Origin of the sequence: Candidatus Aegiribacteria sp. (assembly GCA_021108435.1) — a bacterium.
Lineage (GTDB): Bacteria > Fermentibacterota > Fermentibacteria > Fermentibacterales > JCC-6 > Aegiribacteria.
In genome coordinates, this window is record JAIOQY010000121.1 from 1 (window position 1) to 14,568 (window position 14,568).

General features: G+C 48.2%; 17 protein-coding genes. 2 read left to right on the top strand and 15 right to left on the bottom strand.

What is annotated here, in order from left to right; translation table 11 throughout:
* Positions 1 to 195: hypothetical protein (locus K8R76_06925; protein MCD4847905.1), on the bottom strand; the 195-nt coding region annotated here is incomplete at its 3' end.
* A gap of 349 nt (positions 196 to 544) precedes the next feature.
* On the opposite strand from K8R76_06925, the gene K8R76_06930 reads away from it, so the two are divergent.
* Together K8R76_06930 and K8R76_06935 are read left to right on the top strand one after the other, a co-directional pair.
* Complete coding sequence (locus K8R76_06930; protein MCD4847906.1) at positions 545 to 751, top strand: helix-turn-helix transcriptional regulator; 207 nt, start codon at positions 545 to 547, stop codon at positions 749 to 751.
* A 1-nt stretch (position 752) separates the two neighbouring features.
* On the top strand, positions 753 to 1,130 hold the full coding sequence (locus K8R76_06935; protein MCD4847907.1) for a hypothetical protein: 378 nt from the start codon (positions 753 to 755) through the stop codon (positions 1,128 to 1,130).
* Positions 1,131 to 1,182: 52 nt separating this feature from the next.
* On the opposite strand, the gene K8R76_06940 is transcribed toward K8R76_06935, so the two are convergent.
* The 14 genes from K8R76_06940 to K8R76_07005 form a co-directional block, all read right to left on the bottom strand.
* Positions 1,183 to 1,449, bottom strand: a complete 267-nt coding sequence (locus tag K8R76_06940) for a Txe/YoeB family addiction module toxin (GenBank protein MCD4847908.1) — start codon at positions 1,447 to 1,449, stop codon at positions 1,183 to 1,185.
* The gene (locus K8R76_06945; GenBank protein ID MCD4847909.1) at positions 1,446 to 1,697 is read right to left on the bottom strand and encodes a type II toxin-antitoxin system prevent-host-death family antitoxin; all 252 of its coding nucleotides are present in this window, start codon (positions 1,695 to 1,697) and stop codon (positions 1,446 to 1,448) included. The genes K8R76_06940 and K8R76_06945 overlap by 4 nt, the downstream gene beginning before the upstream one ends.
* 416 nt (positions 1,698 to 2,113) lie before the next feature.
* Positions 2,114 to 4,837 (bottom strand): carboxypeptidase regulatory-like domain-containing protein, encoded by a 2,724-nt coding sequence (locus tag K8R76_06950; protein ID MCD4847910.1) that lies wholly within the window; start codon positions 4,835 to 4,837, stop codon positions 2,114 to 2,116.
* A gap of 177 nt (positions 4,838 to 5,014) precedes the next feature.
* Complete coding sequence (locus tag K8R76_06955) at positions 5,015 to 5,941, bottom strand: hypothetical protein (protein MCD4847911.1); 927 nt, start codon at positions 5,939 to 5,941, stop codon at positions 5,015 to 5,017.
* The gene (locus tag K8R76_06960) at positions 5,938 to 6,465 is read right to left on the bottom strand and encodes a molybdenum cofactor guanylyltransferase (protein MCD4847912.1); all 528 of its coding nucleotides are present in this window, start codon (positions 6,463 to 6,465) and stop codon (positions 5,938 to 5,940) included. The genes K8R76_06955 and K8R76_06960 overlap by 4 nt, the downstream gene beginning before the upstream one ends.
* Positions 6,462 to 7,223, bottom strand: coding sequence for a CDP-alcohol phosphatidyltransferase family protein (locus K8R76_06965; protein ID MCD4847913.1), 762 nt, complete (start codon positions 7,221 to 7,223; stop codon positions 6,462 to 6,464). The genes K8R76_06960 and K8R76_06965 overlap by 4 nt, the downstream gene beginning before the upstream one ends.
* Positions 7,220 to 7,966: a class I SAM-dependent methyltransferase gene (locus K8R76_06970; protein ID MCD4847914.1), complete on the bottom strand. Its 747-nt coding sequence runs from the start codon at positions 7,964 to 7,966 to the stop codon at positions 7,220 to 7,222. The genes K8R76_06965 and K8R76_06970 overlap by 4 nt, the downstream gene beginning before the upstream one ends.
* Positions 7,963 to 8,643: an NTP transferase domain-containing protein gene (locus K8R76_06975; GenBank protein MCD4847915.1), complete on the bottom strand. Its 681-nt coding sequence runs from the start codon at positions 8,641 to 8,643 to the stop codon at positions 7,963 to 7,965. Before K8R76_06975 ends, K8R76_06970 begins: the two co-directional genes overlap by 4 nt.
* A complete protein-coding gene (locus tag K8R76_06980; GenBank protein MCD4847916.1) occupies positions 8,640 to 9,857 on the bottom strand; it encodes a cobalamin-dependent protein in 1,218 nt (405 codons plus the stop codon). The genes K8R76_06975 and K8R76_06980 overlap by 4 nt, the downstream gene beginning before the upstream one ends.
* Positions 9,857 to 10,510, bottom strand: a complete 654-nt coding sequence (locus K8R76_06985) for a methyltransferase domain-containing protein (protein MCD4847917.1) — start codon at positions 10,508 to 10,510, stop codon at positions 9,857 to 9,859. The genes K8R76_06980 and K8R76_06985 overlap by 1 nt, the downstream gene beginning before the upstream one ends.
* Positions 10,507 to 11,655: a radical SAM protein gene (locus K8R76_06990; GenBank protein MCD4847918.1), complete on the bottom strand. Its 1,149-nt coding sequence runs from the start codon at positions 11,653 to 11,655 to the stop codon at positions 10,507 to 10,509. Before K8R76_06990 ends, K8R76_06985 begins: the two co-directional genes overlap by 4 nt.
* Complete coding sequence (locus K8R76_06995; protein ID MCD4847919.1) at positions 11,652 to 12,935, bottom strand: radical SAM protein; 1,284 nt, start codon at positions 12,933 to 12,935, stop codon at positions 11,652 to 11,654. Before K8R76_06995 ends, K8R76_06990 begins: the two co-directional genes overlap by 4 nt.
* Positions 12,932 to 13,954, bottom strand: coding sequence for a radical SAM protein (locus tag K8R76_07000; GenBank protein ID MCD4847920.1), 1,023 nt, complete (start codon positions 13,952 to 13,954; stop codon positions 12,932 to 12,934). Before K8R76_07000 ends, K8R76_06995 begins: the two co-directional genes overlap by 4 nt.
* A partial coding sequence (locus tag K8R76_07005) for a sugar phosphate isomerase/epimerase (GenBank protein ID MCD4847921.1) occupies positions 13,951 to 14,568 on the bottom strand: 618 nt, incomplete at its 5' end. The genes K8R76_07005 and K8R76_07000, both read right to left, overlap by 4 nt.

Genomic DNA, 14,568 nt, shown 5'->3' on the forward strand with positions numbered 1-14,568 from the left:
CGGACCTGCCGGCAATCCTGCTTCAACAACAATTCCAGGCATATTGAAGGAATCATCTTCGTTGGCATCAATTGTTGTGAAATAGGTAGCACCAACCTTGAAAGGTACGACTCTTGCCGTCTCAAATGTACCCATACAGCTTGAAAATAGCAGGACAACCGAAGCAGTCGCAATTATAGAAAACAGTCTATTCATTATCCGCGTTCCGCCTTTCGATGACATGATTTCTCTGTAAACCCTTATATAATCGGGATAGTATACAATCGCTTCGTCCAGAAGTATACAGGCACATTTTCACCGTAAATTCTGCTGTTTTACATCGTTTTACATAATTGATTACGCTGTTATTATCTGCACCTTTCTTTCTCATGCTCTCCCATCCTCATCAAGTACTCAGGCGGTAGATAGAAAAATGATTCATAATTTGTCTAATCTCAATTCTTCCCTTAAACATACAAAGCGGTGTAGCGTACTCCAGTCATAATGTCTATAATACTTGATATTATGCCTATGATTAGCTACATTCCTGGAGAAGGGAGTTGAAATGAAACTGAAGAATAAGCTCCGGGTTCTCCGCGCGGAGAGAGAAATCAGTCAGAAAGATCTGGCGGAAGAAGTAGATCTCAGCAGACAGACAGTAAACTCAATTGAACTGGGAAAATTCAATCCTTCGATTATTACGGCTTTGAAAATCGCAGATTTCTTTAAGATTCCTGTTGACGAGGTGTTTAAGCTTGAGGAGGAAGAGTGATATGAAGTCTATAAAGGGTAATTACATTGTATGGTCCGCAGTTCACCTTGCCTTTGGAATAATATTTGCGGCTCTTAGCCTTTTCTGGGATACAAATATGCTTGTTAAAGGCCATTACATTTATATTATGGGGATATCAATGTTACCTATCATTATTTTTGTAATGTACTTCTACACCAGTCACAAGCCTGATGAACGAGAAGAGCATCTGGAGAGGAAAGTAGCTTCATATTCATGGAGTACGATATTCATAGTTCTTATGGGTATGTATGGGAGAATGCACAAATGTAATCCGACTCCAGATTGGATCATTGCTCTGGTGTGCGTTGCCCTGATTTCAAAAGGCGGCTTCGGACTGTATTTCTTCATTCGGGAATAGTTTTATTCAATCCAACATTATCGATTATGGAATGCACCCGGCAGTTATCATCTCAATCACCTGCGCTATAGTGATATCTGAGTTGCGCAATCAGAATGGTATCATTTTTGTATTTGTAAACTATTCGGTGTTCATCGTTAATACGCCTGGACCAATAACCTGACAGGCCATGTTTAAGTGGTTCTGGTTTGCCAATACCTTTGTAAGGAGTACGCTGTATATCTTTGATAAGGGTATTTATTCTTCCAAGTGTTTTTTTGTCCGTGCTTTGCCAGTAAAGGTAATTTTCCCACGCTATTGTGGAGAAAGTTAGCTTCACGTGATGAGTTCTCTTTCTGATCCTTTGCCTGCTTCAAGCTCGGCGATGGATTCAAGCAACAGTCTTGCATTAGCAGGAGAACGGAGTAAGTATGTTGTTTCTTCCATGGCTTCATAGTCTTCAAGAGAGATCATAACTACCGGATTTTCGCTTTTGCGGGTTATAATGATCGGGGCATGATCATTACAAACCTTTTCCATTGTCTTGGCCAAGTTTGCGCGTGCTGCCGTATAGCTAATCGCATACATAATAACTCCAAACCGTGCATGTACATAATTGCGTACGGCATTATAAATTTCTACAACAATCATGTCAAGACTGACACAAATCCACACCTTTGTTCAGCAGTTATAAGAGGGTATTGCAACCCAGCTGTTACGATAAATGTAAGGCAATTCTTCTCGATGAATTCGATCACCAGTAATACAGAGTGAACAAATCTGCTTGTTGAAGATCATTACATGAACATTCTGGCTGTATCTATGTTACCCTCCCTTATTTTTTTGGTATACTTCAACTGGGGTCACAAACCTGATGAACGTGAGATGACTTAGTTCTTTTTTGTAGCCAATCTTTTCCATCGTATTTTCTTCCAAGAGACACACCGCTCCAAATAGATAGCCTGCTGTCATAATTCAGAACTGATTAAATCCAGTTGAAAACTCTAAGAGGGAGCTATGAATTCGATAGCGACCTCAAGTTCTACCCCTTGTCCTGGACAGTTATCAATAATTATCCTTTTAAGAATCGAAATCACTTGCTCAGCAAGAATTTGACTGCCGGTAAAATTCTGAGTTACAGATACATCGGCAACAGAACCATCTGCGGTAAACTTGATTCTGAAGATGATCATGCCTTCCGCCAGACCCAAAAACTGCTCATAAACTTCAGATGTCTGCTCAATAGCCCTTGTCAGGATAGCATTCAGCTGTTCATATGGTATTCCCGGCCCGGAAGCAGTCGTCATAAGCAGTGTGACTGATGCGCCAGAATCAAGAGTAGCAGTAATAGTCCTTTCCCTTGATACAAAGGTTTCGACGGTGGATTCAGTGATGGCACCAGCCTGCTGGTTCACCGCAGCGGTGATACCAGCTACGGGCATGGTTCCTGTTTCATTGCGTGCCACAACATGAAAAGATTCCGTGGCATCCTGCATTATCATACCTCTCGAATCGGAGACTGTGATCGTAGTACTACCTATGGATGAGGGTTCCAATCCACCGAATACCGCCTCATACAGTATGCCTTCCGGTATGTTAACAGGCACTTCTACATTGATGGGATGTCCCTGTTCATCAGTTCTCACCTCATGGCTCACAGCTACAAAGGAGGTGTATCTACTGAGCAACTGGTAATTCAGTGCAGTTTCTGTGATCAGTGATACATACTCTTCAATAGCTTCAGAGTCTGCAGCATCAAGCATCATTCTCTCCAGATGATGGATCTTTTCCCTGGCCCAGATGGCTGCAATCACATCGTTGGCTTCCTCATGGAATGGCAGCGTCACTCTCAATCTCTCGCTCCACGTTTCGTCCCCAACCTGCCCGGCAATTCTGATTCTGTCGGAACCGCTTCCAAAATACCTTCCCATTATGAAGAGTGGTTCACCTGCAAAAAGGAATGATATTTCTTCGGGATAGATATCCATCACATGTAGATCCCCCCAGTCAATGGAAACATTCCTTATGCAGAGATCGTTGATCTGTGAATGAATTCTTAAGGCAACTTCGCTAGGATCTTCCTGGAGAGCAACATAGAAGGGCTTTCCTCCTCCTTCCTCGGCGAGCCCGTCCAGCAAGTACCTGTTAGGGCTTGAACCCACTCCCACACTCCAAAGCATTGTATGATCACCACGGAGGTTCCTCACTTCCTCGAATATCCGATCTTCGTTTCCTATCAGACCATCTGTAAGAAATATCACATATCGGTTCCGCTCTGTGTCCTCTGGACAGCCCAGTGCAGCCCTGACCCCGTTGATCATCTCAGTACCGCCACTACCACTCATCATCTCCACATAAGCAAGCCCAAGGTTAACATTTCTCCTGCTGCACTCCACAGGACTTTCTGCAAAGGAAGATGCCCTCTGACTGAATTTTATGATCTGGAAGGTATCATCATTGCCCATGCTCCTTATGAAGTGGCGCATTGTCTCCTTAGCTACTGCCATAGGTTGACCACTCATGGATCCGGAGCAATCCACCACAAAGACGTATTCCCTGGGTTCAGGTGAGCCGTTATCAAACTCAGCCTCCGGCTTGATCACCAGCATGAAGTGGCCGCCCAGTTCAGAATTGGTCGCAATAAGTCCAGCTTCCCTGGAATCTGCAGAGATTGAATACCTCAACACAAAATCCCTGTTAGGAATCTCATTCTCGTTCTTAAGAGTTACCGTTACCACCCCATCATCCATTTGCCAATCGATATCGTGGTTGACAGACTCCAGGTTATAAATCGGAATACCGGCATTTACCACAACTTCCACATCAATGTCGTATCCGGCACGCATCCCCTCTGGGAGCACAACAGGGGTGATCCTGTTGGCATCTGGCACCTGATCAGTCGGGTCTGCCCAACCCCGATCTCTGTCAGACATGGATACTCCGGGTATGTATCTGGGGGCCACCACCATTGGAAACACAAGCTCGAACTCATTTTCAAATAGATCAAGCGGAGCAACATAACTTATCTCTACAGTAATGCTGTCGCCGGGAAGAATATTTCCTAATGTCTGTGTGAAGATATTGGGACGCTCCTGCGCCAGTAGACCCGCAGTATGCCCAGTGGTGATAGCATCTTCATAGATATCTGAGGCTTTTCCCGACTCGTATACATGTCCCTCAACTAAACGATCACCAATGTATATATTCATCCGGTCCACAGCGCCGTCATGTGGAAGCGGGAACACGTATATCGCCTCAATCGGACTGGAAAATGGATTGCCGTAGATCTGCCTGACATCAACTCTCTGAACATTTCCGCACACAGCTATACGCGCACTGGTATGCTGCAGGGGCAGATCGCTGATAGAGTCCTCACTCTCCGGAATAATTATCCTGCCGCAGAAGCACTCTTCATCGAAACCATACCTATCCATGTGCTCAGGGTTAGGTTCTCCTATGTTCACCACAGTATCGTGCATTTCATCCACGACAATCCCATCCCTTGTCTGCTGCCCCATTCCTACCATTCCAACCAGTATCGAGTACACACCTGTTTCTAGATCATTTATGGTGTATTCTCCATCGGGCCCGGTCATCGCACCCAAGGAAGTACCTGTTATCATTACCGTAGCGCCAACAAGAGGATTACCTCTACTGTCGAATACTCTTCCCCGGATGCCGCCTGCCTGGGAAAAGGAGTTGATTAAAAATAGTGACAGAAAAATCAAATAACGAACATACCTTGTGCCCATGAGTTTACCTCGCATTTCATGAGTAATAGTTATCTATTTCAAGCAAATTGTACCAAGTACATTTAATGCAAAAACATAACCTTCAAAATATTCCTTTATCTAACACTACTAATTAAGATAATACATTTATATTCTGTTTGGGGATATCCTTTACTATTCCAGCAGCATTCGGAGCACCGGTGTTCCCACATGAATAAGAAATCCCAGCCTGTGTCCAAGAATGATATCCCCTTCATCGGAGATATAACAGCACAAAAGGCCTTCAGGGAACTGAATCCCGGGAATGAACGAAACAAATGCATCGCTGAACAGCGAGGCAATCACAATGCTGTCGCCACGGCACCAGATATCCTTCGGTCCTTCCAGAGAACTGTCTATCACATGGAATTCCCATTCACCATCAATGCTTCCCGGATTTTTCCACCAGCCAGCACCACCTTCAGCACAGGCAATACCAGCCACATCCATGAGGGAATCTTCATCCATGTCAACTGCAAAGCATCTTTTAACCCCAACCTCAATCGTGCCAATATAGTGAACAACGGGAGTTGAGCAGCAATTCTCTATGAATATCACACCGCTTCCGAAACCTGAAGCGAATAAATCCATGTCCCCGTCTCCGTCTGCGTCACACGGAGAAAGCGATTTGGCTCCAGGCATTTTCACAAGGGTCGAAACCGTACCGTCCTGCTCTACAAGAACAACGATACCAGGATCAAAAATAGCTACTGCTAATTCCGAAGTAGAAGGAGTATTCCAGAACACCTCGCATATCCTGTCCGGGCTTCCCGGAAGTGGTATCATCCGATCGTTCATGACGATAGATTCACCTGCAAAGTCCGCTGCAGCGAGTTCTCCGTTCCAGAGGCAGATATCACGGGGTTCCAGTATTTTCCGCGGGAGAACATCCACTATGTATCCTGTATCCACAACACAGATCAAGGATCGATCGATGCATGCTACCGCATACCCTCTGTCCAGAGGATGAATGTCCACCGGAATACCAGGCAGCGGAACCACCTGTACCGCGGAACCGAGAAGAATAAGAAAGTTAAGAAGATCAAGAACAAGATGGATCATGCAGGAAGCTCCCATGGATGGTCCGCATCTTTCAGCAGATATCCTTCAGGTATCCTGACCGGTGTGAATCCGCAGTCCTGCCAGAATTTTCCCATCTTCAGATGACCCAGAGCCACAGCATTTGAAATCATCTCTCTCCATGAAACCGGAACAACTGTGACCAGTGGTTCCATATCAGGAGCAAAAGCCACCGAGGGAAGATGGGGTCTTTGAATAAAGGACCTGACAATTCTTTCCACCTGATACGGCATCACAAGGGGCATATCGCATGGAAGAAACATCACGCCGTTATTTTTGTACACATGCATAGCAGCTTCGATCCCTCCCATTGGCCCTTTTCCGGAATGGATGTCTGTTATGCCTCCTGGACCGGAAGTATAAACATTGCTGCAGCCGGAAGAACTCAGAATTCTCAGCGCGTTCTCCTCCATGGACAGACCGCTGGAGAGAATCACCGTCCGTTTATCCTTTCCCATCCTGCCTGATTCCCCACCTGCAAGTACAACTCCGTTTACTCCGGTCATTGAAGCGGTCTTTCGAAGTTCGAAATCTTGAACCCGCTACGAAGTTTCCTGATCGTGTTGATGATCCAGAGAATGAAATAGGTCCAGAAAAGACCTGAGAAAGGGACCGGAAAAAAGGACAGCAAGGCAGCTAATGCAGCCATATTCATCCATGGGTGAAACACTGAGGAAAGCAGATATTCGATTCTCCCGCATCGAGAATTCTTTACAAACAGCATTTTCAGAGATTTCTGCTCACTCTGACCTGCCCTTATTCCGATGTGATTAAAGAAGCTCTCAAGGAGGGTCTCTACCGCGCAGAACCTTACCACAAGCCAGAGACCGGCCATAACAGTTCCGGCTACGACAGCCCTGAGATCACCGGTCAGGTTGTACATACCCCATCCCCAGGCACCATAAAAGAGTCCCCTTGAACCTGTATCCCCGATCTTATCGATGAATTCACCGCCTGCATTGCGGCTGCTTCCAGTGAATCTGGCAACCTCTCCGTCGCATGCGTCAAGGACGAAGGAAAGCTGAAGAAGAAAAGCGCCTGCGACGAAACACACTGGTCTGCCGGGGGCAAAGAGAGCAGCTCCGGCACAGGCAAGAACACCTTTAATTACAGAGACGCAGTTCGCAGACAGCCCCATGCGAAGGAAAAGTGCTGTCAGGTAAATGGAAAATCGACGGATGATCAGTCTCCTGTAAAGGCAGACATCCAGATTTTCCGGCTGACAGATGGTTCTGAGCCTGGAGATATCAGGAATTCTGTTCATTCTTTCTCCACTATGGTCACAAGTACTGCACCGGGCAGCCTGTTAAGTGGCCAGAGGAGTATCGATAGCAGCAGGTAAGCACAATGATACAATCTCCGTGCCAGCTTATGCTCCTCGAAAAGATACGATACAAACCTGAACTGAAAAAGGGCTCCCATTGCCCGCTCCCTGACCCGCAATCCCTTCATCGGCAGAAGCGGTTCAAGCGCAGCGTAGGTCCGCTTGGGTCCGTAACGCCAGCGTTTCTTTCTGATCAGATATTCCTTGATGGTCTCATGCAGACGGCAGCCCTCCCATGCAGTGATAATAACTGCCCGGCCGCCAGAACATGCAACCCTTACCATCTCTCTGAGGATAACGGCAGCGGAAGCATCATCAAACAGGTCCACGACACCGGTGCTGTAAACAAGATCAAAGCTTCCATCTTTAAAAGGAAGTTCCCGAGCGTCGGTTATCGCTGCTCCCGCTCCTGTCTTCTTTGTCAGTTCCGTTGCAGTCGGTGAGATATCCACGCCATACACCAAAGGCGTAAATCGTAAAAGCCTGCCGGCTACAGGACCCGATCCGCATCCTACTTCAAGTATTCGGGTATTCTCCGTTATTCTACCGCTTCTCTTCAGTATCTCTATAACAAGTTTCTGAAGATCTCCGAACGCGGCGAGTGATCTTCCTGCCCTGTGGACAATTCCTTTCTGTGAGGTTCTGTTCCTCCAGACATATTCCCAGGTTTCAGGGTGTGTCATGAGAACTTTCTCCCGGCTGCTGCAAGATCCTCAGGTGTGTCTACTTCTTCCCAGACGAACTGATCGGTGATCCATGCTTCTGTTCTGAGAAAACCGGTGGCAAGATTCACCGCATCATCAAAATTTGCCGAAGGATCATCTGATAGACACTCCGAAAGCCTGTGAAGTATCCGGTGATGACGGACAAAGAACATACCCATGGATTCTCCGGCGGATCTGGAAACAGGCAGAGCTTTTGAAAGGCGAAGGAGCCGGCTGCCGAGAACCTCCGCCTTCATGGCTTCTTCATCAGCTCTGTTTCGTGGATCAACAGGTATCGCTATATCTCCCCGGCAATTAAGTGTACCCATGGCAAGACCGGCTTCCCAGACAAGGTCCCCGTGAATGATCAGCAGAGAACTGTCAGAAGGAGGTATCGCTGCAAAAGATGAGAAAGTGCCGGGAGTATTCCACCGCGGGTTGTAAACAGTTTTCAAACCAAGAACTCTACAGGCTTCTGTTACATCATCAGACCTGTAACCGGTTACTACCGTGACTTCTTCCAATGCAATTCCCGCCAGTATCAGAGAATCCACATGACGGCTGAGAATGGTTCTCCCGCTCACTTCTACCAGTATCTTGGGTATTCCCGCGCCCAGTCTGCTTCCGATCCCGGCTGCCAGTATCAGAACTTTCATGCCTTTATCGGATTCCTTTCATACATCCTTTTCATAACACGGAAACCAATCATTCCCAACGCTCCAGGCTTAATAAACTCCTTTATCGGTATTCTCTCGTTTAAAGAAACTTCAGCAGGCGCAAACGGAGTTGCGGGAAGCCTCCTGATAAGACTGAAGCGGAGTCTCCTTAATCCCGTCCCCGCGAGTCTGCTCCATCTGGCACCGTTACGGAAAGCTCTTATCATCTCGGATATCCCCCCAGCGGCATCCCATGGAAAAATATTCAGTGATACTTCAATCCCATTTGAAACAGCAGCGGTAATTGCCGATTCGAGCTGAACTGTATCGTAGTCCTTTCCAATTCTTTTCATCTGATCCGCTGTTCCTCCATCTGGAGAAAAAGAAACAGCAATGCAACCTGAATCGCGAATAAGTGAAGCATATTCATCGTCAAAATTCAGCGCGGAATGGTATGCCTCCCAGGTAACACCTGAATCGAGAGATTCGATCGTTGAAGCCACTTCCATTCCCCTTGCCCTTCGATTGTTCAAAACTGGAGCGATCAGGAAAACGTGTCGGAAACCCTGCGCAGCAAGCTGCTGGACATCGCGATTGATCAGCTCAAGGGATCTTTCCTGAACATTCTTCCCCGATATTGCGGAGTAGGAACAGTACGTGCATCTGCGATCACATCCCCTGTTAACCTCCACGCCTGCTGCCAGATTCTGTTCGAAAGGAATGTACGAATTGACACTTATCAGATCGAACCGTGGAGAAATAAATTCTCCCTTCGCACCGGGATAAAGACCGCACGCTCTGTTCCTTAGCAGTTCCTCCATAATAAGCTCACCGTGTCCTGTTATGCCGCAATGGATATGTTGAGAATGACCCATTATCTGTTCCGCGAAAATGCTGAAACCGGCTCCCCCCGCCATTATGTGAGCATTCGGACACAGTCTGGAAGTGAGTTCGATCTGCTCAAGACACCGGGGAATGTAACTGTATCGATCAAAATATGAGGTGGTGTCGGCATTTCTCAGACTGAAACCCACACTGTCAGGCTTGTAATCCGCAAGGACAGATCTAAGCCTTTCCATGGGTGACCGGCTGAGATTCAGATCCTCGATTCGAGTTTCATGCTTCTCCAGTGAACCGGCGATAGTAGCAAGTCCCAGGGGCAGTACAGGATGCTGCTCTCTCCCAAGCCAGGCTTGAACCAGCAGGATTCTCATTACTGTCTGACAGATTCCAGAGCCATCATTCTCACTTTTCTATCCACTTCCGGCCACCTGGTGAGATTTGGATCCGTTGAATGAAATGGTCTCTCTGTCCAGACAGGATTTCCGCAGGAAAAACCGGCTGCTCTTATCACCCTGCGCCAGTTGTCTGCCGTGAGATGGTTTTCATCAGAACCGTTTCTGAACCGGAGCCTTCTGGCTTCCTCCTCGAACCCGGTGATTCCTTTTTCGAAACACCAGTCCTCCAGAAGGAGGAAAATACCGTTCGGTTTCAGAATCCTGTGTATTTCGCTCAGGGAGTGCTGGAGAGCCTTATCGTTCAGGTGGTGCAGGACAGCCATGGCCACCACGCAATCCGCCATCCCGTTCGGAAGCGGAAGATTCTCCGCCCTGCAGTTGAGAAGAACACAGGACGGTCTGGCTGTTGAAGTCACCCTGAGAAACTCGACGGTTATGTCTGTGCAGATGTATTTCTCTATGAAAAGTGCTCTTCCCGCGATTGTTCCTGGTCCGCAGCCAATTTCAACAACAGTATCAGGTGATCTCTTCTTCAGTTCTTCCAGTATGTATTCATCGGCATCTGATAGCATTCTGTTCGCTGTATATTCCCTGACCTGATCCGGGCTCCAGTCTGAGAGATCTGTCATTCCCGGTGACCAATGGATCCGGTGAGAGGAGACCCGCCCCTGGTTATCAGCATACCGTACCTATTCTTTAATTCCCTCCGGGAAACAGGACCCTCCGGGAAATGCTTCTCCACATCCTCCAGAAAAAGATCCAGTATGTGTTTTACCCACATGCAGTGCCGGACATCCGGTTTTCCGGATCCTCCGAGATGAATTCCATCCCATGCACAGCCTCCGCCGCAGATTCCAGCAGCATGGCACTGTGAGCAGTAGCTCATCGCCACAGGAATTCTGTTCGACCAGTCCTCCATGGATCTTCCGCTTATGCAGTTTGATAACCTGCCGTCCGGATGAAAAACCATCTTGCCCCCCAGGGCGGCACAGTCCCTGTGTCTGTACACACCGCTGATGATCGGATCTATCCTTCTGGCGATCTGATCCACAAATACCCCGTGTTTCAGAGCAGTGTAAAATACGTTGCTGATTGCATCAGTGTATTCTTCAGCCGAAATCGGATCGAAAATCCCCTTCGTCCAGTGAAGAATGTTGAACCCCATGCTGACCGGCATGAATCTTTCATACATTTGCTCCATCCCGGTTCTGATGCTCCTCCAGTTGTGATGACCGACCACTGTTGATATTCCATAAGAAACACCGGCTTCTCTTAGATGATCCAGCCCTTTCGCAGCGGAGGCCCAGGAACCGCATCGCTTTGAATTGTGAACACTCTCCGTACCGTCCAGTGAAACAACCGGAGATGCTCCCATCAGTTTTAACTCGGAAGCGATCAAAGGAGTTACCAGTGTGGCGTTGGTAAACAGAACCTTCGGTGGATCAACATTTTTCAGAATATGAAAAGTCACTTCGGGGATAAGGAGAGGTTCCCCGCCTGTGACCATCACCAGCCTGCCAACGGGTGCTGTTCCAGCAGTCCTTATCACGCGGTCAGCAATTTCGAAGGACATATCATCAGGAGAATCCCCTGACAGCTTCACATTGCAGTAGCTGCACGACAGGTTGCATCGTCTTGTTACAACAGCCTGGACTGCTTTTACCCCGGCTGGAGGGACACGCGGGACAGCTGTACCGATGTCCTCAGGCGGGGAGCCCACGGAGATCCGCAGAGTAACGGAATCAAACCAGGTATTGCCGTGTTTCCAGATCAATTGTCCACGCTCTGCTCTTCGCCTATCATGGTTCCAACTGGCATGGGCATGGCGCCGGCATCAAAACCGCCTGCCGGAATGAGTGATTCCCTGCCATGCTCGACCGACTTTTCTATCATCCATCTCAGGAATTCCCTCTCGAAGGAACACCTTTCGGTTCTGGACCCGTTCAGTACTCCGGAGGCATGGTATGCATCATATCTGCATCCCCCTCCGCACAGGGCAAGGGCCGGACAGGTAGTGCAGGCGGGAAAATTCACAGGAGACAGATCTCTGAACCGGGTAAGCAGATTTTTTAGATCATCGGTATTTTTCAGGTTCACACCGTGATCGCCGCAGACAGTCATGCAGTCACAGGTGCCTGCAATTCCTCCCGGAATCTGTACCAGCCTGCCTCCGGCTGAAGCACAATCCTTGAGCCTTGGAGTCCGTCTGACGAAGGGTCTTACTCTTCGCGCGAGCTGTTCTATGTACATGCCCCGGTCAATTGCTAATTCCATGCAGGAGACAACAGTCTCGAGAATGCCCGGATCGGCGGCCTGCAGCGGATTTGTCCTGCCGCCCTTCAGGGGGTGCAGCCATGGATTCAGCCCCATGTCATCCGGTTGGAAGTACTCCATGAGCCACAGGAAATCCTCCCTGACCGTTTCTATGTTTTTTTCTGTGACTGTGACGGATATGCCCACTCTGCATCCTGCATTCCTAAACACGTGGAAAGCTTCTTCAGCTTTTTCAAACGAATTTCTTCCATGAATCAGCGGTCTTGCGCTGTTGTTTACATCAGGAGGGCCATCAATGGATACAATTATGAAAGTACCTTCGGAAGCCAGTTCGCGGGCAAGAGAGGGATCTACAGGGATACCTCCTGTAGCGGCGGACAGGTTTATCCTTACGCCGCTGCTTCTCACCCTGTGGATTACATGAAGTACAAGATCAGGTCTCAGAAACGGTTCTCCCCCGTATAACAGAAGGTCAGCCGGCCCGCTTCCGATCAGCTCAAGTCCAGCATCTATCTCCGCGGGTGTCATATCCCCCTGCTGAACATCCTGCAGAAAACAGTACCCGCAGCTTCTGGGGCACCTTGTTGTCAGGAACATGCAGCCCATTATAATGCCGCTGTTCTCACCGGCTTTTCTGCGGTACGAAGCAAGCAGTTCCTGTTCCTGCTCCGGAGACGGGCATTCCTCAGGCGAATTGTAGAGTTCAAGAGTAAGGGAGTGAAAGTAAACCTTTTTACCATTCACCTCGTAGACGTGCAGAAACGATGATCCGTAGCTCATTCCCCGAATTCCGCTATTATGGTGCAAAGATACGAAGCGTGTATGTAGTCGTCTCCAGAAAGTACGGGTTTCTGAGCAAATTCCGGTACAGAACGCCCCTTCTTCATGAAGCAGTAGATATCCGGTTCGGATTTCCCTGTATATAGCCGTCGCCCGGAACAGCCTCCCCGGCATACATCAAACCAATCGCAATCATTACAGAGTTCCGGTTTGGGAAGTTCGCAGCCGGATGGAAGATCCATCTCCCCGGACAGATAATTCTCCATGGTTACGGGACTGTAATCCCAGTATACACATGGCATGATCTCTCCACCCGGTCTTAACCGGAGAGAAGACACACCGCAGGGGCTCCCCTTCACAGGGAATTCCTTTAATCCGTTGCCCGCCGCCAGCGCTGCATTTACCACCGGCTCGGAACATGCAACAGCCTCAGCCTCAGTGAAAAGAGTCTGTATAGCCTGCCAGAAGGAATCGTAATCAGGTTCATATTCTTTCCCTTTTATGGCCTTGTATACATTCACCCTGAGAGACACACCCAGGTTTCTGCAGAGGGAACACATCTGCTTCATATGTGAGGCATTCTGCTTCATGAGGCACATGGCAACAGAAGCGGTAACACCAAGTGATCTGCACCGCTCAATTCCTCTCCACACCATATCGTAGGCGCCTTCAACCCGCCAGCTATCGTGTAAATCCCTCTGCGGAAAGTCCAGAGAGAAATCCACATCGTGGAGTCTTTTAACCTCCTCGTCCGACATGGCTTCAATAGTGGGGCCAGCCGTGGTAAGAGCCACCGGAATGTTCAATCTGAATAATTCTTCTAGAATATTGTGAAACCCGGGATAAAGAAAGGATTCACCGGTACCGAGATTGATGGATTCCACTCTGCATGCAGAGAGGAAGCGAAACAGCATATCGCTGTCCATTTCCACAGGATTCTTTCCTCCTCCAGAATAGCAATGTCTGCATGAAAAAGTGCAAGCCGAAGTAAGTCCGACACCTAACGCAATTCTGCTCATGAATTCCCCTTCTTGGAAATCACCTGACTTTGCCTATGATAGATTATCAGTGCATCAAGGGCAATATTCGCCTGCTGGAGATAGTCTCTCCAATCAGCAGGTATTTCAAAAAGATCAATAGTAAGAGACCCTCCGTACCCCGCTTCAGCGAGACCGCGGAATAGATATCCCCAGTTCATATCGCCCTGACCGGGGAGCAGGTGTTTGTGTTCCGATTTCTTCATTCCTTCCACATGCACATGAAATATCCTGTTTCCCAGAGCCCTGATATCTTCCACGGTACACCGCTCCTGAATATGAAAGTGACCTGCATCCAGATTAATACCGGCAAGAGATCCCAGGGAAGCTATACAGATATTAAACTCGTCAATACCGTCAAGCACAGTATCGGGTTCCGTTTCCCAGGCTGGCTTTACACCCAGCCTGCAGCACGTGTCATACAGGTCAGATGATTCTCTGAGGAAACCTTCCCTGTCCCGGACAGGAGATCCAAGTACCACCACAGGAACGGAGCATTCCGCAGCCATCCTGATGGCCCGTCTTCCGTATTCCAATCTTGTAACCGGATCATCCCTTTTCCCGTGATAGCTCACTGATGAGATATCCAGTCCCAT

Bases quoted from the DNA above. Each gene is read 5' to 3' on its own strand.
- K8R76_06930 (MCD4847906.1), top strand. From the start codon at position 545: ATGAAACTGAAGAATAAGCTCCGGGTTCTCCGCGCGGAGAGAGAAATC.
- K8R76_06935 (MCD4847907.1), top strand. From the start codon at position 753: ATGAAGTCTATAAAGGGTAATTACATTGTATGGTCCGCAGTTCACCTT.
- K8R76_06945 (MCD4847909.1), bottom strand. From the start codon at position 1,697: ATGTATGCGATTAGCTATACGGCAGCACGCGCAAACTTGGCCAAGACA.
- K8R76_06955 (MCD4847911.1), bottom strand. From the start codon at position 5,941: ATGATCCATCTTGTTCTTGATCTTCTTAACTTTCTTATTCTTCTCGGT.
- K8R76_06960 (MCD4847912.1), bottom strand. From the start codon at position 6,465: ATGACCGGAGTAAACGGAGTTGTACTTGCAGGTGGGGAATCAGGCAGG.
- K8R76_06965 (MCD4847913.1), bottom strand. From the start codon at position 7,223: ATGAACAGAATTCCTGATATCTCCAGGCTCAGAACCATCTGTCAGCCG.
- K8R76_06970 (MCD4847914.1), bottom strand. From the start codon at position 7,966: ATGACACACCCTGAAACCTGGGAATATGTCTGGAGGAACAGAACCTCA.
- K8R76_06975 (MCD4847915.1), bottom strand. From the start codon at position 8,643: ATGAAAGTTCTGATACTGGCAGCCGGGATCGGAAGCAGACTGGGCGCG.
- K8R76_06980 (MCD4847916.1), bottom strand. From the start codon at position 9,857: ATGAGAATCCTGCTGGTTCAAGCCTGGCTTGGGAGAGAGCAGCATCCT.
- K8R76_06985 (MCD4847917.1), bottom strand. From the start codon at position 10,510: ATGACAGATCTCTCAGACTGGAGCCCGGATCAGGTCAGGGAATATACA.
- K8R76_06995 (MCD4847919.1), bottom strand. From the start codon at position 12,935: ATGAGCTACGGATCATCGTTTCTGCACGTCTACGAGGTGAATGGTAAA.
- K8R76_07000 (MCD4847920.1), bottom strand. From the start codon at position 13,954: ATGAGCAGAATTGCGTTAGGTGTCGGACTTACTTCGGCTTGCACTTTT.